At 43.7% G+C, this 22,264-nt stretch carries 17 protein-coding genes; 12 read left to right on the plus strand and 5 right to left on the minus strand.

The genetic code is table 11. From position 1 onward, the window contains the following. Both JMX94_RS08915 and JMX94_RS08920 read left to right on the plus strand, forming a co-directional pair. On the plus strand, positions 1-1,321 hold a 1,321-nt coding region (locus JMX94_RS08915; protein ID WP_201565022.1), incomplete at its 5' end, for an FAD-dependent oxidoreductase. Between the two features lie 250 nt (positions 1,322-1,571). Beyond that, positions 1,572-2,807, plus strand: a complete 1,236-nt coding sequence (locus tag JMX94_RS08920) for an FUSC family protein (RefSeq protein WP_201565023.1) — start codon at positions 1,572-1,574, stop codon at positions 2,805-2,807. A 128-nt stretch (positions 2,808-2,935) separates the two neighbouring features. Here the strand turns inward: JMX94_RS08920 and JMX94_RS08925 are convergent, their stop codons facing one another. Then, positions 2,936-4,048 (minus strand): PotD/PotF family extracellular solute-binding protein, encoded by a 1,113-nt coding sequence (locus tag JMX94_RS08925; protein ID WP_201565024.1) that lies wholly within the window; start codon positions 4,046-4,048, stop codon positions 2,936-2,938. A 381-nt stretch (positions 4,049-4,429) separates the two neighbouring features. Between JMX94_RS08925 and JMX94_RS08930 the strand changes: the two genes are divergently transcribed. Both JMX94_RS08930 and JMX94_RS08935 read left to right on the plus strand, forming a co-directional pair. Further along, positions 4,430-5,227: a 3-oxoacyl-ACP reductase gene (locus JMX94_RS08930; RefSeq protein WP_201565025.1), complete on the plus strand. Its 798-nt coding sequence runs from the start codon at positions 4,430-4,432 to the stop codon at positions 5,225-5,227. Positions 5,228-5,347: 120 nt separating this feature from the next. Then, positions 5,348-5,611, plus strand: coding sequence for a hypothetical protein (locus JMX94_RS08935; protein WP_201565026.1), 264 nt, complete (start codon positions 5,348-5,350; stop codon positions 5,609-5,611). A gap of 184 nt (positions 5,612-5,795) precedes the next feature. Here the strand turns inward: JMX94_RS08935 and JMX94_RS08940 are convergent, their stop codons facing one another. Next, entirely contained in the window at positions 5,796-6,626 is an 831-nt protein-coding gene (locus JMX94_RS08940) for an HAD family hydrolase (protein WP_201565027.1), read from the minus strand. Between the two features lie 344 nt (positions 6,627-6,970). On the opposite strand from JMX94_RS08940, the gene JMX94_RS08945 reads away from it, so the two are divergent. Both JMX94_RS08945 and JMX94_RS08950 read left to right on the plus strand, forming a co-directional pair. After that, positions 6,971-7,570 carry a hemerythrin domain-containing protein gene (locus tag JMX94_RS08945; RefSeq protein WP_201565028.1) on the plus strand — a complete coding sequence of 200 codons (600 nt, stop codon included), beginning with the start codon at positions 6,971-6,973 and terminating at the stop codon, positions 7,568-7,570. Between the two features lie 333 nt (positions 7,571-7,903). Beyond that, on the plus strand, positions 7,904-8,383 hold the full coding sequence (locus JMX94_RS08950; protein ID WP_201565029.1) for a hypothetical protein: 480 nt from the start codon (positions 7,904-7,906) through the stop codon (positions 8,381-8,383). A 142-nt stretch (positions 8,384-8,525) separates the two neighbouring features. Here the strand turns inward: JMX94_RS08950 and parC are convergent, their stop codons facing one another. Then, entirely contained in the window at positions 8,526-10,847 is a 2,322-nt protein-coding gene (gene parC, locus JMX94_RS08955; RefSeq protein ID WP_201565030.1) for a DNA topoisomerase IV subunit A, read from the minus strand. 365 nt (positions 10,848-11,212) lie between these two features. Between parC and JMX94_RS08960 the strand changes: the two genes are divergently transcribed. From JMX94_RS08960 to JMX94_RS08985, 6 genes are all read left to right on the plus strand, one after another. After that, positions 11,213-13,054 carry a von Willebrand factor type A domain-containing protein gene (locus tag JMX94_RS08960; protein WP_201565031.1) on the plus strand — a complete coding sequence of 614 codons (1,842 nt, stop codon included), beginning with the start codon at positions 11,213-11,215 and terminating at the stop codon, positions 13,052-13,054. 375 nt (positions 13,055-13,429) lie between these two features. After that, complete coding sequence (locus JMX94_RS08965) at positions 13,430-15,157, plus strand: AMP-binding protein (protein ID WP_201565032.1); 1,728 nt, start codon at positions 13,430-13,432, stop codon at positions 15,155-15,157. A gap of 621 nt (positions 15,158-15,778) precedes the next feature. Continuing rightward, on the plus strand, positions 15,779-17,500 hold the full coding sequence (locus tag JMX94_RS08970) for an AMP-binding protein (RefSeq protein WP_201565080.1): 1,722 nt from the start codon (positions 15,779-15,781) through the stop codon (positions 17,498-17,500). A gap of 190 nt (positions 17,501-17,690) precedes the next feature. Further along, positions 17,691-18,407 carry a ribonuclease PH gene (rph, locus tag JMX94_RS08975; protein WP_183620154.1) on the plus strand — a complete coding sequence of 239 codons (717 nt, stop codon included), beginning with the start codon at positions 17,691-17,693 and terminating at the stop codon, positions 18,405-18,407. A gap of 73 nt (positions 18,408-18,480) precedes the next feature. Continuing rightward, entirely contained in the window at positions 18,481-18,972 is a 492-nt protein-coding gene (locus JMX94_RS08980) for a hypothetical protein (RefSeq protein ID WP_201565033.1), read from the plus strand. 453 nt (positions 18,973-19,425) lie between these two features. Then, positions 19,426-20,265, plus strand: coding sequence for a hypothetical protein (locus tag JMX94_RS08985; RefSeq protein WP_201565034.1), 840 nt, complete (start codon positions 19,426-19,428; stop codon positions 20,263-20,265). Between the two features lie 132 nt (positions 20,266-20,397). Here the strand turns inward: JMX94_RS08985 and hemJ are convergent, their stop codons facing one another. Together hemJ and bioB are read right to left on the minus strand one after the other, a co-directional pair. Next, positions 20,398-20,832 (minus strand): protoporphyrinogen oxidase HemJ, encoded by a 435-nt coding sequence (hemJ, locus tag JMX94_RS08990; RefSeq protein WP_201565081.1) that lies wholly within the window; start codon positions 20,830-20,832, stop codon positions 20,398-20,400. Between the two features lie 104 nt (positions 20,833-20,936). Next, positions 20,937-22,112 carry a biotin synthase BioB gene (bioB, locus tag JMX94_RS08995; protein WP_201565035.1) on the minus strand — a complete coding sequence of 392 codons (1,176 nt, stop codon included), beginning with the start codon at positions 22,110-22,112 and terminating at the stop codon, positions 20,937-20,939. Positions 22,113-22,264 lie beyond the last annotated feature (152 nt).

Genomic DNA, 22,264 nt, shown 5'->3' on the forward strand with positions numbered 1-22,264 from the left:
GACTCATCCCGTTTATTGTGAATCAGTAGCGCAGCAATCGCATCGCTGCCTTGAATGCGGTAACCCTTACTGTGAGTGGAAATGTCCGGTACATAATTACATTCCCAATTGGCTTAAATTGGCGAGTGAAGGTCAGATATTTCAGGCGGCAGAATTGTGCCACCGTACCAATACTTTGCCTGAGGTTTGTGGACGTGTCTGCCCGCAAGACCGCTTATGTGAAGGCGCTTGTACCTTAAACGACGGCTTTGGCGCGGTGACTATTGGCAATGTTGAGAAGTATATCAACGACACCGCTTTTGCCCTTGGCTGGCGTCCTGATATGTCCGATGTGATTTGGACGGACAAAAAAGTCGCTATTATTGGCGCTGGTCCAGCAGGTTTGGGCTGCGCAGATATCTTAGTCAGAAATGGTGTAACACCTGTTATTTTTGATAAACGCCCAGAAATTGGCGGCTTATTAACCTTTGGTATTCCAGAATTTAAGATGGAAAAAGACGTCATGCGCAACCGCCGTGTCATCTTTGAAGGCATGGGCATGGAGTTTCGTTTAGAGACAGAAATCGGTACTGATGTCAGCATTGATGAGCTGCTAAGCGAGTATGATGCGGTATTTATGGGTATGGGTACTTATACCTATATGCGTGGCGGCTTTGCTGGTGAAGAGCTAGAGGGCGTCTATGATGCGCTAGATTACCTGATTGCCAACGTCAATCGCTGTAACGACTGGGAGAAAAATCCAGAAGAATATATCGATTTAAAAGGTAAGAAAGTGGTGGTGCTAGGCGGCGGTGATACGGCGATGGACTGTAACCGTACCAGTATCCGTCAAGGGGCGCAGCAAGTGGTTTGTGCTTATCGCCGCGATGAAGAAAATATGCCAGGCTCCCGCCGCGAAGTGGTCAATGCGCGCGAAGAGGGTGTTGAGTTTTTATTCAACCGTCAACCGACAGAAATTATTGGTTTAAATGGCAAAGTAAACGCGGTCAAAGTGATTACCACTCATCTAGGCGCGCCTGACAACCGTGGTCGCCAGCGCCCCGAGCCCATTCCCAATTCAGAAGAAATTATCCCATGTGATGCGGTTATTTTGGCCTTTGGTTTCCGTCCTAGCCCTGCTGATTGGTTTGCAGGGCAGCAAATCACGATGGACAGCTCGGGTCGGGTCGTAGCCGCCGAAAAACAAACCTTTAAATTTCAAACCAGTAACCCCAAAATATTTGCTGGTGGTGATATGGTACGCGGCTCTGATTTGGTCGTGACCGCTATTTGGGAAGGTCGTGAAGCGGCGGAAGGTATTCTAGATTTCTTAGAGGTATAGCATTTGGCTCTAGCAATAGCTAAAGGCTCTTAGCCAGACGTTCTCAGCTAAGCACTATCTTGGCGTGCTTTTTTGTTGTTATGTGCTAGCATGTTTTGACCTTTAACGTCTTTTATCTTTTAATAGATGAAAGGCGTTATTTTTTGACCCTTGCTTTATTATCGCTTTATCAATAGTTAAGCTAGCAGTTATTATTTAACCGCATTTTTATTCATTTATTTTTATTCATTTATTATAAGAGACAGCCTGCGTGAAACCGACTTTTTGGCAACGATTTACTGCACCGTTTGTGGAGCCATATGCCCGCTATCAGCATGCGGATATTTTGCATGCCATACGTTTGGGTGTGGCCGTGCTGATTGCACTGTTGTTAAATGAGTTCACGCACTTGCCGCATGGCGAGTGGACGACCATTACCGTGTTTGTGATATTGGGCTTATTGCAATATCAAGGGGCGATTTATACCAAGGCCAAAGAGCGCATACTCGGCACTTTACTTGGGGTGGTGGTCGGGCTGAGTTTCTTATGGCTGATCCAAGATACGGGTCATTGGCTATGGTTATATTACGGGCTGATTGGTATTATCAGTGGCATTATTGGTTATGTGGCGGTCAAGCAGCTGGGCTATATTGGTCTGTTGACAGGGATTACGATGCTGATGATTGTTTCAAGCCCTGATCATAGTAATATTGCCCAAGATGGTTTATATCGCGCCTTTAATATCTTACTTGGCGCAGGGGTGGCGGTAGCAGCGACGTTAATCCTACCGCTTAAATCGACGTTAATGTGGCGGTTTTTATTGGCAAGCAATCTTGAAACCTGCAGTAATTTGTACGCTGGAGTTGGCAATCATATTGATGCGGAAGTTTTGGTACCTAAGCCATTTAAATATAGTAAGGCGACCAGTTCAGCTAGCATTATTTATCCAAAGAGCAGCTCTGTACCAGATACACCCGTTAATAAATCTTTGGTAAAGGCGCTACAAAAAATCAATAAGCGCTTGCTTGCCGTGCGCCCGCATATCGCCGCGACAGCCAGTGAATCAGGGATTGAAAAAGAAACACTAGAGACCATTCAGCGTACCCATCGTAATATTATTGGTACGATTGATTTACTGTTAAGTGCCGCGCCGCGCTTGGCCAATATTGAAATTGACGATGAAAATCATATTTTGCTTATCCATTATCAGCATGAATTAACGCAAGCGATGCAGCATATGGCGGCGGTATTACGTAGCCCAAACGATGAGGTATTTCGTCCTATTACACGCATTGCGGTATCAGAATATCCAAGTGTAGAAAATTTGGGCTTTGAGTGGCAAGGCTATTTTTGGTTAACTCAAACTTTACAACTACAACTGCAGCGGCTCAGTGATTTGCTACAAACCACCAAGCCGCAATGGTTTGCCGCCTCAGGTCTGCGTTATCAGCGCCGCGAGCAGCGCCGTATTGAGCATAAAGGTAGCGAAACTGATTTGCATTTATAAATAGAAAAATAAATAAAAGACAAATAAAAAACGCTGACTCTATAAGGTCAGCGTTTTTTTATAGCCATATTTGCTAAAAACAGCTAATAACCATCAGCCATTAATAATCATATTTTAACAAACAATGATTAACGACCGGTTTTTAGCTTATCCCAATACTGCTGATACACTTGCAAGGCTTCATCACCGACATCTTCTTGGAATTCAGCTTTTGCTAGCACATCTTTGCTTGGATAAATGGTTGGATTGTTTCTAACCTCTTCTGGCATCATCTCACGCGCGGCGATATTAGGCGAGGCATAACCAATCTCTTCGCTGACGATTTTAGAGTTCTCAGGACGCAGTAAGTAGTCAATAAATTTGTGTGCTGCATCGACCTGTTTGGCGTTTTTGGGAATCACAAAGTTATCCATCCATAAGATAGCGCCCTCAGTTGGATATTTATATACCAAGCTGGTCAAGCCTTCGTTATTGGCAATGATAGCTTCACCATTCCAACTCATACCAACCGTGGTTTCGCCTTCCATATACGGCATGCGCGAGGCATCGGAGTTAAAGGTTTTTACATTTGGCATCAAGGTCGTCAGCTTCTCATAAGCGGCTTTGATTTCGTCAGGGTTTTTACTATTACCTGAATAGCCAAGGGTTAATAGCGCCATGCCAAACACTTCGCGCATGTCATTCATCAGCATCACTTGACCTTTATATTCAGGACGCCATAAGTCATTCCAGCTATTTACGGTCGCAGGATCGACCGCTTCGCCATTGATGGCAAGACCGGTGCTACCCCACATGTAAGGAATCGAGTATTTGTTTTCTGGGTCAACTTTAGTATTGGTGAATGAGGTATCAAGATTCTTAAAGTTGCTTAATTTTGATTTATCCAGCTCTTGTAGCAACCCTTCTTTGGCCATTTTTTCGACATAATAGGTCGATGGAATCGCTAAATCATATTGGCTAGAGTCATCAAGCAATTTAAGCTTGGCGTACATGGCTTCGTTAGAGTCAAAGGTGGTGTAATTGACCCGAATGCCCGTCTCTTCGGTAAAGCCGTCGAGGATTTCCTGCGGCATATATTCAGACCAGTTATACAAATTAAGCGTTTCTGTACTGGCAGTTGTACCGTCAGCTGCCGCATTGTCAGAATTGCTGCAGCTGGCAAGTGCAAGTCCGACTGTCACCGCTAAAAGCGCTTTTGGCAGTATACGAGCGGCAGGGTGGGATGATGATAAATGGGTCAAAATATCTCTCCTAAATAAGAATGATGCAAATGAGTAAAAGTTAGATGGTAGATAGTTAATGCTAAGTGTTGAATACTAAGTGTTAAATACTAAATATAAGCTATCGAGCCAAATGTAAAACTATTATGGCTATGATTGTGAATAATTTAAAGGGTAAGGATGCAACCGATATTCATACCACTATTAAGGCTCATGCTGATAACTGGCTAAGAATTATTTACAAGTAATAGTATGAGGTTTTCCGCTAAACTTTTGTAAGATAATAAGCACAAATAATCATGTTATGATGGGCGCTGGTTTATTTTTCAGCCTCCACTTAACAACATAGTTTATATAAAACAAATAGATTAACCATAACACAATAATAAAGGATGCAACATCATGACTCAGAGTAACCCACTGATTCCAGCGCTGCTCACGGATAAAGTCGCTATCGTCACTGGCGCTAGTCGCGGACTTGGCGCTCAGATTGCAGAGCAAATGGCAGCAGCAGGCGCATGCATTTGCGTCAATTATCTTAGTAGTAAAGGCGCTACCGACCAAGTGGTTGCCGATATCATTGCCGCAGGTGGTCAAGCATTTGCTTATCAAGCTGATGTTAGCGATTTAGCACAAATGCAAGCGCTGGCGGCTGAAGTGGTTGCGCGTTATGGTCGCATTGATATATTGGTCAATAATGCCTTGCCAAGTTATCAGTTTAATCCGAGTGCCGACTATACCAGTATCGAAACCGTCAAATGGGCGCATTTTTCGCAGCAGCTTGACGGTATTGTTAAAGGTGCGGTCAATAGCGTGCAAGCGGTACTACCACAAATGAAAACGCAAAAAATGGGCAAGATTATCAATATCTCGACCAATCTTGTTTATAATCCGGTGGTCACTTATTACGACTATACCACTGCCAAATCTGCATTGATTGGGCTGACGCGTAACTTGGCTGCGGAGCTTGGACAATACGGCATCCGCGTTAACTTGCTGGCAGGTGGATTGCTACAAACCACGGATGCGAGCCGTTTAACGACTGAAGAGGTCTTTGATTATATCGCCACCACCACGCCATTACGACAAGCAACCTCGGTGGCTGACTTTGCCAATTCGGTGCTATTAATGGCGTCTGATTTGAGCTTGGCCATCACCGGACAGTCTATCGCTGTCGATGGTGGTTTGACGATGCCTTAAGGCTTTGAGGTCATGATGCTTTGATGCCGTGATATCTAAACGTTGATAAAAATAGCAAGATAAAATAAAAAACAAGCGCAGTTCTAACCATATTGATTAAATAAGAGATAGAGGAATAAGATGAATAACCGTAAACGAGCTGGAATCATCGCCGCAGTAATTGGGATGGTCGCTTTTATGATGATGTTCCATGCTGGCTCACCGACGCCTATCTTAAACTGGCCGGTGGAAACCTATATGGGCTTGGCATTTACCATTGGTTGGCTGAGTAGTGTGCCTAATTGGCTGGCCTATGTACTGGCAGCGCTGGTGCTTATCCTGATGGTCGTCGGCTTTTATAAAATTGGTGGCTGGGTTTATAGTCTGATGACAAGGAAGCGTTAAGTCCTTTTTTGCTCTATATTTAATTATTCAGATAGTTATATGCGGCATTATTCTTGCGACCAGCTGTGAGTTATCAACCAAAAATTAGCAATGACTAGAAAAAAACCCTTGTCAGCGATTGGCAAGGGGTTTTTTTGGTTATAAAGATAAACGCTATGACTACTTTCTCTTAAGATTCTTATACTTACGATGCTACCTTAAATTGTTCAAGCACTGCTTGTATTCCGTCCTCTTCAATCGTGCCAGTGACGAAATCTGCGCGCTCGATTAGTGCGGGCTGAGCATCGCCCATCGCTACTGCATAGCCGACTAAATCAAACATCTCTAAATCATTCATGCCATCACCGAACGCCATGCATTCACGTGCATCTACGCCATAATACTGACAGACGTCTTTGATACCGCGTGCTTTAGAGGCGTTTGCTGGCAGAATATCTGCGCCAATATGATGCCAATGTACCAGCTTTAAATCGTCCTCTGCAAAGTCGATATCTTGCATCTTCTCTTCTGGATTGTTAAAAAATACTGAGCATTGATAAACCGTATTTGCCTTATGATAATCTGGGTCAAGAATAGAGTTTGGCGTTATGGCGTTGTATTCACGCAAGCGGGCGTTTTCACCGGACCATGCGATATGCGTCGCCGAGTCGAACTTATGAATCAGCTCGCTTGTTTCACATAACTGGACGATTTTGTCCGTCTGCTTAGCAGATAAAGGGTAATGACTGATGACACCCTTATTATCAAAGCTATATTGCCCATTCATACAAATAATCGCATCTAAGACATCAGCTTCAAACAAAGCTAAAATATCTGCTGGCAATATCGCTTTAGAGCGTCCCGTCGAAATTACCAATTTAATATCAGTTTTGGCAAGCGCTTCAAGGGTCGCTTGGTTGTGCGCGGCGATAACACCGTTACGGCTAAGCGTATCGTCGATGTCAAAAAATATCACTTTCGGCACTGGCAATGTATGCTTCATACTGGCTGTCGCCGCCTTATCTACAATAAACATGAGTATCCTTTATATTTGAAAAACGACTATTTAGGTAATTAGAGCAGGTGTTGAGAGTCGTTGAGATTTGCTTAATAATTTTAAGTATTATCGCTAATAATGTAGTTTGTATTTATTAATAAGTATTCAATTTTATATGACTAAGAATACAGCAATAGGGTGGTTGTGACTCATTTATGTAGCGCTTTTATAACGATAAATGCCTTCATATTTAGAAGGCGCTGGCCAGCAAACGGTTGATTTTATACTTTTTGACTTTATATAAGATCTAAATAAAAATAGCATTTCTTTTAGTATTCTTAATAAATATATAAAATGCAAACTTGCCCGATAAGGACAGCATAATGAGCTTATCTACCGAAAATAATATGAGCCAAAAAGCCTTAGACGATGATTTATTTACTTTGTCGCCGCGTCATCCTGACAGTCGGCTTGAAACGGATTGGTTGTTCTTATTCAACAAGCTACCGCCAGATCAATGGTTTAGCGCAGATTATGCTTACAAAACATCGGGCTGGCTAAAAGTACATACTAACATACGCAAGCGTCAGCGTATCTTGACACAGATTAGTGAGGCTTATCAATCTGGCGAGTACGACTGGGCAGCGTATCGCTCGCAGATGCTTAAGCGTATCAATATGCATATCCTTAAATTGCATCAACATCATGGCGTCGAGGATGAGGGGTTTTTCCCTGAGTTTATTCGGATGTATCCGCAGCTACAGGCAGGGTTTGAGATATTGGGTCGCGACCATGTGCGCTTGGATGCGCTACTCGATAAGTTGCAAGTGCAAAACGATACGTTGGCGAGAAGTGAGGTTGAGGATAAGGCGCTGGCAGCGCAATTACATCAAACCTTGGTGGAGGCGACCGATTTACTCTCGCAGCATCTGACCGATGAGGAAGATTTAGTGATTCCGATTTTGGGGTTGAGGCAGGGTTAGGGGTTGAATATTGCGCCTTTAAAGATAGAGTGCGCCCAGCTCACCATTTCCATATGTTATCAATCTTATCTAAAACCCTCTTGCACTTAGAAAAAGCAGTGTCTTGTTGTCTCTTAGCTCAGGCTAATGGTGAGCTTATAATTTTTTCATTATTGGTCGTGGTTTGGGTTGTCTTTGCTATTAATAAATCAAGATTGTATCTACGATAGCTATAAGCCTAAGAAATCATGATATCTGATAAAGAAATCGGTCAAAATCCAAAAATATTATTGATTATATTTCATCATAAAGTGTATCTTGGTTTAGATAAGTATTTTACAAATAAGGTTTTTTATGCAGATAACGACGAGCCATACTCCAGAAAGCAAAAAAAGAAATGGCGAGCATATTCTTATCAACATGACATATATCGCCAAAAATGTCGACCTAGATTCGGGAATCGAGCTGACTCGTGCATTTGAGTATTGGCGAAGATATTTTGAAGAAAACAATATAGTTTCAGCTTTAGTCATTAGTGAAGGTTATTTCGTTCAAAGTTTTCAAGGTACAAGGCCTGCTATCAATATTGCCTTAGGAAAAATACTTGACAAGCATTCAACCATTTTCCCTAATATTGTTAATATAGAGGAAATTGAATCGCGTCAATGGAATGGGTTTTTAGTTAAATATCTAACATCAAGCGCTGAAGATGAAGAATATGCCCTAAAAAGCTTCTCAGCAGGTTCTGACTATAATCCCTATCTCATGACAAGTAATCAGATTGAAAGCTTTTTGACAGCAGTTTTTGCAGATACCGAATCCAGCAAGTTTTAGACGAGTATTATCTTTTCACTATAATGGTCATCTGTTTGAGCTTGCCTAAAAAAGCCGTCTATACCTTGTGTATAGGCGGCTTTTTGTTAAGAATATTGTGAGCTTTAAATGTTAGAGACTAAAGTGCGAAGTATAGATATTATCACCCAACCTCAACACTCGTCACATTCTGAAAGCCTCTTGGTAGCTGCCCACCACGATTACCGCGAGTGCCCGTATAATTGGCTAAATCATTGGGTTTTAGCGTCACATGACGTTTACCAGCAGTAATAATTAAGCTGTCTTGTTGACTGAGTGGCGTGATGGCAAGCACCTCTTCACCGTCTTTTAATTTGATCAGCTTATTACCTTTACCACGAGCCTGTTCAGGCAAATCATCAAGGGCAAATATCAATAGATATCCTGCATTGGTCACGACAGCAACATGGTCAGGCATCGCGCTTGCGCTGCTATTTTCCCCTTCGGCATTCTCATTATTAGCATTGGCAGTCATAGCCACTGGCGCATCGATACGCGCAATAGGGAGTAAACGACTACCAGTCGCTAGGTTGATGATGTTTTTCCCTGCTTTTTGATTGCTATCGAGATTGCCAATAGTATTGATAAAACCATAACCTGCTGAGCTGGCGAGGATGATACGTTGATCGTCAGCACCCGTTAATAGCTGCTCAAAGCTAGCACCTGCTGGCGGTTTGAGTACGCTGGTCAGCGGATCGCCTTGACCACGGGCGGATGCGAGGCTATGCGCATCGATACTATAACTGCGTCCAGTGCTATCGAGCACGTAGATTCTCTCATTGGATTTACCGCGCACGTGCGCTTGATAGCTATCACCTGAACGATAGGTCATGCCAGCAGCATCGACGTCATGCCCTTTAGCGGCGCGAATCCAGCCCGCTTTCGATAGAATGGCGGTGACAGGCTCGCTTGGTACGAGGTCAGACTCTTTGAGTGCTTGCGCTTCTTCGCGTTCTGCCAATTGTGCCACGCGCTCGTTACCGTGTTCTTTCATATCGGCGGTAAGCTCATCAATCATCAGATTGGTCAGGCTGTCTGGATTGTCCAAGTATTCTTGAATGATAGCGCGTTCAGCAGCCAGCTCATCTTGCTCGCGGCGCAGCTCAATCTCTTCTAGTTTAGCGAGCTGGCGCAGACGAATGTCCAAGATAGCATTGGCTTGTATCTCAGTCAGGTCATAGTCTTGCATTAATGATAATTTTGGATCGTCTTCTTCACGAATGATACGAATGACTTCATCGATATTCAGATAAGCAATCAGCAAACCTGCAAGGATATGCAAGCGCTTATCGATCTTATCGAGGCGATATTGCAAACGGCGCGTGACCACTGAGCGGCGACAGACGAGCCATTCTTCAAGGATTTCTTTGAGGTTTTTGACCTGCGGCTTACCATTTAAGCCAATCATATTCATATTGACGCGGTAATTACTTTCAAGATCGGTACTGGCAAACAGATGACTCATTACTCGCTGCACGTCGACGCGGGTAGATTTTAGCTCTAAGACGATACGGCAAGCGTTTTCATGGTCTGATTCATCGTGGATATCAGTAATCCACGGCAGCTTTTTATCCGTCATGAGCTTAGCAATTTGCTCTTGAATCTTATTGCCTGAGACTTGATAAGGAAGCGCATCGATGATGACTAAATTCTTCTCTTTTGGGTCAATATGAAAGGTAGCACGCATTTTATAGCTGCCGCGACCAGTCTCATACATCGCCTGCAAGTCTTTTTTACTGGTAATAATTTCAGCGGGCGTTGGCAAATCAGGTGCTGGTATTGATTGGGTTAATTGCTTAACCGATAGCTCAGGATTTTTTAGCAAACGAATAGCCGCGCGTACCACTTCATTTAGGTTATGCGGCGGGATATCGGTCGCCATACCGACGGCAATACCGGTCGTACCATTCAATAAGATATTCGGCAGGCGGGCAGGTAGGGTGGTTGGCTCTTGCATGGTGCCATCGAAGTTATCTTGCCAATCGACCGTGCCTTGTCCGAGTTCTGCAAGCAAGGTATTGGCATAAGCCGACATTTTGGCTTCGGTATAGCGCATCGCGGCAAAGGACTTGGGATCATCTGGGCTACCCCAGTTACCTTGACCCGTGATGAGCGGATAGCGATAACTAAACGGCTGTGCCATCAGAACCATCGCCTCATAACAAGCACTATCACCATGCGGATGGTATTTACCCAGCACGTCACCGACGGTACGCGCAGACTTTTTCGCTTTCGCCGTCGATTTTAGCCCAAGCTCGCTCATGGCATAGACGATACGGCGCTGGACAGGTTTTAGACCGTCAGCGATATTGGGTAGCGCCCGATCCATAATGACGTACATGGCATAGTTGAGATAAGCTTGCTCGGTAAACTCCGCGACTGAGCGGGTATCCATTGGTTCACTTGGGATAATGGGCGTAATCGTATTATCAATAACATCGGACATAGAATAGGTTTCGCTTCTGAGTTTTAATAGGTATAAATAATTGGTGCAAGCATGCAAATAGGATAGTGCTATCGTAAAGGATATTGGCAAAATTAAAAAGGCATAAGTCAGAATAGACGACAGGTCGTGACGTGCTAGATAGACGTGCTGATTGCGTTTTGGCTGATAGCTTTTACAAAATAAGAGAAGTATAGTGAATCAGACGCATATGGTTTGTCTTTTTACTAAGCGCCTATTTCATAACGCACTATGCAATAGTGCTCAGCAATAATTATTATAAAGGCTGTAACACGGAACCGTTATCATCGAACTGTCTATCCAAGCCGTCTATCTATCCAAGCCGTCTATCATATGGAGTAGCTATTATGTCATCGTCATCTATATCACCTGCCTATTTATCACGAACGCGTGCTCAGCATCTAACCAAAAATGCGCTATTAGTCAGTGCTGTCGCCAGTATGATGGGATTGACGGCGTGTAGCTCATCGCCAGTGAGTCAGCCGATGGCTGAGCAAACCCGTAGCACTATCGGTCAAAACGCTATAAAGCAATCAGATAATAAAAAATCTATGCCGCCTATTGTAGCAGTCGCCGAGGCGGAGGTGGCGATGCCACGTGTTGTCTTAGCTGACAGTGCTATGAGTGCTACCAATAACACCATGAGCAATAGCATGAGCAGCATGACACGTTCCGCGCCGCAATGGAGTGTGCGGCCGTTATCTGGCATCAGCGTACAGCCACCAGTACGTGATAATTATCAAAAAAACGACGCCAACCCAGTACACCGCACCACTGAGATGGCGGTTGCCACTCTATCCATCGATACCGATACTGGCAGCTACGCCAATGTGCGCCGCTATCTTAATGAAGGGCAGCTGCCACCTGTCGATGCCGTGCGCGTAGAGGAGTTAATCAACTATTTTAACTATCAATTCGATGATGGCAAACGTATCGCCAACGCACCTTTTATCGTCGCAACAGAAGTGGTTGATTCGCCGTGGGACAAGGCCGATCAAGATAATAAAATCGTCAAAGTCGGGATTAAAGCGGTTGAGAATAGCTGGTCTAGTAAAACTGCCAATCAAGTTATGCCACCCGCCAACTTGGTATTTTTGGTCGATGTGTCAGGCTCCATGTCATCACGCGATAAGCTACCACTGGCGCAATCGTCATTAAAGTTACTCACCGAACAGATGCGCGCCCAAGACAGTATTAGCATTGTCACTTATTCGGGCACTACCAGTGTGGCGTTGCCTGCGACCAGTGGTGACCAAAAAGCAAAAATACTCGCTGCCATAGAAAGCTTAACTGCTGCTGGCTCGACCAATGGTGAAGACGCCTTAAAGCTGGCTTATAGACAAGCAGAACAAGGCATGAAAAAGAACGGTATCAATCGCATTATGATGCTGACCGATGGCGATTTTAATGTCGGTATCAGTGATGTCGATGAGATGCTAGAGTTGGTCAAAGCCAATCGTGATCGCGGTATCTCCTTGTCAACCGTCGGTTTTGGTCGTGGCAATCTCAACGACCACATGATGGAGCAGATGGCGGATAACGGCAATGGTAACTATAGCTATATCGACAGTTTGACTGAGGCCAAAAAAGTCTTTAGCGATGAGTTGGCGGCGACCTTTAACACCGTTGCCAAAGACGTCAAGGTGCAAGTAGAGTTTAATCCAAATGTGGTCAGCGAATGGCGTTTAATCGGTTATGAAAACCGCGTCCTTAATGAAGAAGATTTTAATAATGATAAAGTCGATGCCGGCGAGCTTGGAGCAGGTAAGGCAGTCATTGCGCTGTTTGAAGTGACGCCAACTGGTGCAAAAGGATTGTTTAGCGACCGCCGTTATAATGAGAATGAATCAAAGAAGACTGCTCGCGGCAAAAAAACAAACGAGCTAGGCTATCTAAATATTCGTTATAAAGCGCCAAAAAGTGGTAGCTCTAAGTTGATTAACCAACCGATTATTAATGCCAGCCGCCCTTTAAATAAAGCCAATATCGATACCCAGTTTGCCATCGCCGTAGCAGGGTTTGGTCAACGCTTAAGCCAAAGCAATTATATTAATGACTGGCATTATAGCCATAGCACCAAACTTGCGACCAGTACTCTGGCTCAAAAACCAGATAGCGACAAGGATGGCACGCGGCGTAACTTTGTGACCTTAACCGAGCTTGCTGCTGCCCTTGATAGTAAACGTTAAGAGAAGCGTAAGGTACGGTTATTTCTATTAACAATAGAACAATGTTTGGTAATAAATAATTGGTAACAATCCGTGGTATGGCCGGTCATTTAATGGTTAAGTATTTGATAGTAATATAATTAACGGCCGTCAAGTACGTTTAAGAACTCAGGTAGCAATCTTTTATATTGAGTAGTTTGTATAAAGTGTGTATGTTAATCAACAAAGGGCTATTTATCGCTATATTGTTGACTCATTGCCAGACGCTTATATCGTCAGCCGCCCGCCATCATGGTTATATGGATGGTTAGCTTGAACGATGAGGTTTGGTATGTTTATCACTCTGTGATAGAGATGGGTTAATAGCAGCACACTATTACTAGGCGCAGTAAGATTATGGAAAATCAAGGTAACCTAATTCGTCGTAATGACAAAGCGTGGCTCAAAACTTACGAAAAGCTTGGCATACAGTACGAGATTAATATGCCGCCCGCCAATACCTCTTTAATCGATATTCTTGAGCAGAATTTTGTTACTCATGCTGGTCGTACCGCCTTTGTGTGCATGGATGTAAAGCTCTCGTATGAAGATTTAGACCGTTATAGCAAACAGATTGCCGCGTATTTACAGTCGCTTGGTCTAAAAAAAGGCGATAAAGTCGGCGTTATGATGCCCAATATCTTGCAGTTACCGGTTGCCGTATTAGGTGTCCTACGTGCTGGCATGACCTTGGTTAACGTCAATCCACTTTATACCACCAAAGAGCTTCAGCATCAGTTAGAAGATTCTGAGACTAAAGTGCTGTTTATCCTAGAAAACTTTGCCAAGACTTATGAAGATATCGGTAAAGATTTGGTCGATCATGTGGTGGTGACCTCGATGGGCGATTTAATGAGCCCGTTAAAAGGTTTTATCGTCAATGCTGTCGTACGTCATGTGAAAAAACTGGTGCCTCATTACACGCTTAAAAAGAGCGTAAACTTTAAAAAAGCACTCAATCAATTGTCTGCGAAAAAGTATAACCGCCCCACCAATATCGGGCTTGATGATGTCGCCGTATTGCAGTACACCGGTGGTACGACAGGTGTGGCAAAAGGCGCGATGCTAACGCACGGTAACTTGGTCGCCAACTTAATTCAGTGTGATACCTATCTTGGCGATGCGTTTGATAAGTTTGAAGCGCGTAATGAGCAGCCTGTTATTATGACAGCCTTGCCGCTCTATCATATCTTCTCATTTACAGTTTGTGGTATGTATGGCTTATATCGTGGCTGTATCGGTCTGCTGGTACCGAATCCACGTGATGGCGCAAGTTTAATCAAAGCCTATAAAGATTATCCACCGGCGTTTTTTCCAGCAGTAAACACGCTATTTAATGCGCTCGCTAATAGTGACGCATTTAAAGCCTTAGACCATAGTAAGCTTGAGATGTCGATGGGCGGCGGTATGGCAGTATTAAAAGACACGGCTGCTAAATGGGAAGAAATAACCGGCAACATCATTGTGCAAGGTTATGGTCTGTCGGAAACCTCTCCTGTTGCTTCAGCAAATCCGCAAGGTACAGGCGAGTTCTCAGGTAATATCGGTCTACCGATGCCTGGAACAGACATGGCCATCTTGGATGAAGAAGGCAATGAAGTGCCACTTGGTGAGCGCGGTGAAATTTGCGTTCGTGGTCCGCAGGTCATGAAAGGCTACTGGAAACGTGATGATGCCACCGCTGAGGTCATGACGTCTGATGGTTATTTCCGTACCGGTGATATCGGCGTGATGGACGAAGAGGGTTACTTTAAGATTGTCGATCGCAAAAAGAATATGATTTTGGTATCAGGCTTTAACGTCTATCCAAACGAAGTAGAAGATGTGATGTCAGGTCATCCAAAGATTTTGGAATGCGGCGTTATCGGTGTCGATGATGAAAAGAGCGGCGAAGTACCGAAGATTTATGTCGTGCGCAGTGATGACAGCTTAACTAAAGAAGACGTGCTCGCTTATAGCAAAGAAAATCTAACCGGTTATAAGCGTCCTCGTTATGTTGAATTTATCGATGAGTTACCGAAATCTAACGTCGGTAAGATTTTACATAAAGACTTGCGCGCTTTAGAAGAGAAGAATCACGGTTAAGTGATTTAGCACCGAATATCATGTTTTTTACCCACATTTATCACGCTTAATACATGATAAATAGGGTTAAAAACAGCCGGATATTCGCTGGTGTCATACTGAAAGATGATAAGGTCGTTTTTATAAGACCTTATCATTTTTTTTATTTTTCTATGATGATTTGGCAGTACGCATAGAGAATGGCGAGCAAAACTGCTATAGTTCCTGCCGATTATATTTTTGTATTTCACGATAAAAGTGCATGCTTAAGCGCTTAATACCGTTATAAAAGCATCGACAATGCTGGCTATTTGAATAATAGCTTTTTGCGTTAATGCGTTTACAACTGGTGATACAATAGCTTTTATGCATTTGCATCATAGTGAGAGTAAACTTAGGCATGCGGTTTATATGTCTAAAGATTTTTGATGTAAAAAGTTTGTGAATAACAATTGCGCTCAGAGCTTAGGTGATGAGCAGTTATTTATTCACAAACTTTTGATTTTATCAATACGTGGTTGGCGACCACGGTAAGGGCAGCACATATACTCTATATTTTAACAGTAACATTTAGGGACGATTATGACGGACAGTATCAATAAAGAAACCACCAACCATAACGCTGCGGGCAACGCTCAATCAATGGTTGAAAATGCATTTCCTACCATGCCGACAATAGATAGCGACAGTCCGTGGCTGAGTGCTTATGAGCGCTATGGCATCGATGCGAGCATCGATATGCCAGATGACAGTACGTCTTTACTTGAAGTGTTCGAGCGTAACTTTAGTCGTTATGGGCAAAAACCTGCGTATATTTGCATGGGTGCGTCCATTACCTTTAAGCAATTAGACTTATACAGTCGCCAAATTGCCAGCTACTTACAGTCGTTAGGATTGGTAAAGGGTGATAAAGTTGGGGTGATGATGCCCAATATTTTGCAGTATCCAGTGGTGGCTTTGGGTATTATCCGTGCAGGTATGGTACTGGTTAATGTCAATCCTTTGTATACCAGCCGTGAGCTATCGCATCAGCTGCATGATAGTGGCGCTAAAGCGTTGTTTATCGTTGAAAACTTTGCAAAAACCTATCAAGATGCCGAAGATAAAGGCCAAGTGAAGCATGTCATCGTTTGTAAGCTTGGTGATATGCTTGGCTTGGTCAAAGGGGCAGTGGTCAACCTGGTCGCGCGTCATGTTAAAAAAATGATTCCCGCTTATCGTCTGCCAGAGAGCACCAGCTTTAAGCATGCCTTAAATGCGGTTTCAGCCAGCAAGTATAAGCGTCCTGATTTAAACTTAAGCGATGTGGCTTTGTTGCAATATACGGGCGGTACGACCGGTGTTGCCAAAGGCGCGATGCTATCGCACGGTAACTTGGTCGCTAATATGCTCCAGATTAGTGTCCTGATGAACAGCGCTTTTGATGATGATGTCGATGCCAATGATGTGATTTTGACCGCGCTCCCGCTATATCATGTGTTCTCATTTATGGTTTGCGGCATGTATGGTATGTACCAAGGTTATGCCGGTCTATTAATTCCAAACCCGCGTGATTTGGATGGCTTGATTAAAGAGATGGGCAAATACAAGCCATCGTTTATCCCTGCGGTAAACACCTTGTTTAATGGTTTGGTACATAAAGAAGGCTTTGCAGATTTAGATTTCTCTAACCTAAAAGCCTCGATTGGCGGCGGTATGTCGGTATTGCCAAGTGTGGCAAAAGAGTGGCATAAAATCACTGGTCTGCCTATCGTTGAAGGTTATGGTTTGTCTGAAACCTCGCCAGTGGTTGCCTTTAACCCAATGACTATTTCTGAATTTACCGGAAAAATTGGTATTCCTGCTTCTAGCACTGATATTATTTTAATCGATGACGATGAAAATGAAGTGGCATTAGGTGATCGCGGTGAGATTTGTGTCAAAGGTCCACAGGTAATGATTGGCTATCAAAATCGTCCACAAGAAACGGCTGAAACCTTTACCGCTAGTGGATTCTTAAAAACGGGCGATATCGGTATCATGGACGAAAAAGGCTTTATCAAAATCGTTGACCGCAAAAAAGACATGATTTTGGTTTCGGGCTTTAACGTTTATCCAAATGAGATCGAAGAAGCCATGAGTGAGCATCCTGCTGTGGTAGAATGCGGCGCTATTGGTATTCCAAATGATGACCGCGGCGAAGATCCAAAGCTATTTGTGGTCAAAAAAGGCAATGTCACCGAGCAAGAGCTGCTTGATTTTGGCAAAAAGCAATTGACCGGCTACAAACGTCCGCGTCATATCCAATTCGTTGATGAATTACCAAAATCAAACGTCGGTAAAATCCTACGTAAAGAATTGCGTAAGATGGAAGGTTTAGAATAAAGTTAACGCTAAACCTTGCTAAAGCAGCGGCGTAATAGCTTGAGAGAATCTTGCTATTGCGCCGCTGCCACGTTAGGATATCGTCATATTTACGTCTGCGAGCACATCCGTCGACGTAACGACGAACTTATTATTGTATAACTTTATACAACCATAACTCTGCTTTTACAACATCGTACTAGGAAATTTTATGCGTATTGACAACCGTGAGCTTAACCAACTTCGCTCAATCAGCTTTGAGCGCCATTACACTAAGCATGCCGAAGGGTCAGTATTGGTCAGCTTTGGCGACACCAAAGTATTATGTACTGCGAGCGTTGAGTCGGGCGTACCGCGCTGGCTTAAAGGTAAAGGCAAAGGCTGGATTACCGCAGAATACGGTATGTTGCCACGTGCGACCAATACCCGTAATCAGCGTGAAGCCGCACGCGGTAAGCAATCAGGTCGTACGCAAGAAATCCAGCGTTTAATCGGTCGTAGCTTACGGGCGATGATTGATTTAAGTAAGCTTGGCGAAAATACCATTTATCTAGATTGCGATGTATTGCAAGCAGATGGCGGCACGCGCACCGCTAGTGTGACGGGTGCAGCTATTGCTCTTATCGATGCGCTAGAAAGCCTACAAAAAACCAAAAAGCTCAAAGCTGATCCATTAATTGGTTTGGTCGCTGCGGTGTCAGTTGGTATGAAAGATGGCGAAGCCTATCTTGATTTAAATTACGAAGAAGATGCCAGCTGCGATACGGACTTAAACGTGGTGATGACGCAAAAAGGTGAGTTTATCGAGCTGCAAGGAACGGCAGAAGAAAAGCCATTTACCCGCGCGCAAGCAGACGATATGCTGATTCTTGCGGAAAAAGGTATCGCTGAGCTGATTGCTATGCAAAAAACAGCACTAGGTTGGTAAATCTCTAAACGTTCTTTTATGACTTTTTATTTAAACTTTTAACCATTCACTGCTTTTGAACAGGTAATCGCGCATGCTAAAGCTGACTGATGACGGCGCCAAAATCACCTTACAAGGTCAGTCGCCAGCGGCTGACAATGGGCTGTTTTGGTTTGGCTCCGCATTACTGGTTGGCGCAGTGGCGGTTGCTTTGGCCATGAGTCTGTTGCCTGAGCGCTTGGCTATTGGCGCTTTGGCACTGCTTATTGTTGGTAGTTTTATTTTTAATCGGCAACGCTTGAAGCATAAACAAGCCATGAGCGGTATTATTAGTAGTGGCGTATTGTGGGTGCGTGATGGCGAGTTGGTGCATGATAATCAAGGCAAACGTGAGCATATTCATCTGACCGATGGCGATAAAATTACTCTGATTGGTGAACAGCTACAGATTGTCGATTGTGATGACATACGTAAATATTTGATTGGCGGTTTTGACAATATCCAAGAAGCTAACGCGGCCAAAGCCATTTTACAAGGTCAACCGCTGAGCAAACGCCATGCCAATATTAAGATGAGCAACGATTAGATTGTCGATTGGTTTTAGTCTGTTCATACTGTGAGCTATATTTAACATAGCTTATAGCTGATTCAATTTAGAAAAAAATTAGTGCTGCTGGAAAATTTTTTGTGAAGCCTCTGGAGTGCAAAGCACACAGCAAGCGAGCAAAACTTGTTCCAGCAGAACGCTATGTAGAATATACCTTTTTGATATTGAACTGATGATATTATCTTTCCTAAATCTCTGCCTTCATTTCTAAAACCCCTATCTCGTTTTACCATTTATCCTTAATATCATACCTTTTATCGCTTATCTCCAAGCAATAAGACTTGCAGATTCCTGTGCAAATGGTTTATAAATAGGATTGAAAAATCTTATCTTACTTATCGTTAATACGCTTATTGATACTGAGCATTGATAGCCGTTTATTAATATTAAATTGAGTCGGCTAATCAATAATATGTTGACAAGGAGTTAGTCATGTCGCGTTTGTCCCTTTGGTCAATCACAACGTCGTGCAGTGCCTTATTATTTACCTTTGCTGCGGCCGGTCAGGTTCATGCCGATAGTATGAGCGCCTTGATTGCGCAAAAATCTGTCCAACCTGATTATAGCGCCCGTTATACCCCAACGTATTCAGCGGTTCCTTCGGCCAAAATTAGCACACGCTCTACCATTCAGCGTGCTGGCAATGCCACTAGCTATCGCTCGAATTCGAGCAACGCGCAACCAAGCTATTCTAGTAATAGCTCTTCTAATAACAGCTACTCTAATAACTCCTATTCTAATCAAAATGCTTACATCGGTAATGCCCAAAGCAATTACCGTTACCCTGAAGTAGCACGCCAAGCACCATCTGTTCTGCCCGCATTTTTATCTGGCAATTATGATAATGTCGATAGCGAATATTTACCGCTGCTAAGCAATGCTGAAACCCAAAGCAGTCGGGCGGCGCGCGAAGTGATTAGCACCGCGCGCAAGATGGCGTTAAATGAGCGTACGATTATTAAAGGTGGCTGCTGGGACTATCTCAATGCCGTATTTAATCGAGCAGGGGTAAGCCGCGATACCATCTATAAAGGCACTTATGGTCAAGGTCCTTATGCCAGTAGCAAGGATATTGAAGTCGGCGATTGGCTCTATTATATAAACCACGGCTATAATGGCGTCGAGCATAGCGGATTGTTTGTTGGCTGGGTCGATGAGCGCGCCAAGCAAGCCTTGATACTGAGCTATGCTGGTGAAAATCGCCGTGAACCTGCGCGCTACCGTGTCTATGATTTAAGCAACGTCTATCAAATCATGCGACCAAACGTTTAATTGTATTTACTAAGCTTACTTGAGAGATAAAAAAGCGTCCGTCACTTGTTAGAGTAACGGACGCTTTTTTGTGGATTTTAGACTCAAGATAAAAATGCTTATAAGGTAAATAAGCTTTATTGTTAGCTGTTTTTAAAAGGGCTTTACCACCGCTAAAATCACAATAAAGATTAATGCAAATACTGGCACCTCATTAAACCAGCGCCAAAATTTATGCGATTTATAATGCGGATTATCAATGAGCTTTTTACGATAAAATCCGCAAGCCCCATGATAACCAGAAAGTAGCACCACCAATAATAATTTTACGTGTAGCCAGCCCTGAGTTTTATAAACATCCCAGCCCATGCCCAACATCCATAAACCAAACAACCAGGTGGCTATCATCGATGGTGTCATGATACCGCGATAGAGCTTGCGCTCCATAATGGCAAAGCGCTCGTGGCTGATGCTATCGCCGCTCATCGCATGATAAACGAATAGGCGCGGCAAATAAAATATCGCCGCAAACCAGCACACCATAGAGATAATGTGTGCCGCTTTAATCCAATTGAAATAATCTGCCATCATATTCTCTCTTACGATTTGATATCTTATGCGCAATTTCTTGATTAATAATGTCGGCAAGCTTAGCGCAGATTACGCGATAATGGTAGCGGCACGCATGGCATTTACTCTGCTAAGACAACTTGCGACTGATGACCACTCATGGCGTCAAGCACCGGTACTTGCTTTGGCGCTCGTGGCGCGGAAAATTGCTTGGTTAACCCAAGCTCGCGCATCAGCCTATCGTCACCCGACTGGCTGGCATTGCCCGTGGTCAGTAGCTTATCACCATAAAAGAATGAATTTGCCCCTGCCATAAATGCCAGTGCTTGCTCAGAGTCAGATAAACTTTCGCGTCCAGCAGATAAGCGTACATAGCTGCTTGGGCAGCAAATACGTGTCACGGCAATCGTCCGTATCCATTCAAGGACTGGCAGCTGACCTTCTGCTAAAACTTTGTCGCCGATGGGCGTACCTTGAATAGGAACCAATAGATTGACCGGAATAGACTCGGGTGCTTTTGGCATTTTAAGCAGCTCATGGACCCAATCGATGCGGTCATCACGGCTTTCGCCCATACCGACGATGTTGCCGCTACAAACGTTAATACCTGAATTGCGTACGTTTGCAATGGTATCTAGACGCTCATCATAGCTGCGGGTACTGACTACTTGCTCGTAGTAACTTCTTGAGGTATCGAGATTATGATTGTAATAATCTAAACCTGCATCAGCCAATTGTGCTGCTTGATCCGTATCTAGCATGCCAAGGGTCATACAGGTTTCAAGCCCCAATGCTTTGACTTCTTTGACCAGTTCGACCACATAAGGCATGTCTTTGGCGCTTGGGTGCTTCCACGCTGCACCCATACAAAAACGCGATGAGCCTGTGGCTTTGGCGCGCTTAGCGGCGGCAATGACCTTATCGACCTCGATACGTTTTTCCGCTTGTAACTTAGTGGTATCGCGGTGGTGACCAGACTGGGAGCAATAACCGCAATCTTCAGGACAGTTACCGGTCTTGATAGACAGCAAGGTGCTGATTTGTACTTCATTGGCGGTAAAGTGTTGGCGGTGTATCGTCTGTGCTTGCAGTAATAAATCCATCAAAGGCAAGTCAAACAACTGAGCAATCTGTTCACGGCTGTGCTTACTGGCTGTTTGTTGCTTGGTATTAGTCGCGTCTGTTGCCAATGTCGCTAAAAAATCATGGGACGCGTTTTTATTATTAAGTGTTGTATCAGTGTGGTTATGATTGTGGTTATTGGCATTCGGTTCTGAGATGTTAAGCAATCCTGCCATGAGATAAATCCTTTTATAACGGTATTTAGAAGTGTTAGATAACTTAATAGCTATTAGTTAAATTAAGAAGAATTGAGTAACCTTGAATTTTTTGCCCTTGCTAAAGTTAAAACGATAAAATCTAGGCAATAAAAAAGGTTGCCGTATAGTAT

The sequence above is a fragment of the Psychrobacter sp. CMS30 genome, from assembly GCF_904846565.1.
Taxonomy (GTDB): domain Bacteria; phylum Pseudomonadota; class Gammaproteobacteria; order Pseudomonadales; family Moraxellaceae; genus Psychrobacter; species Psychrobacter maritimus.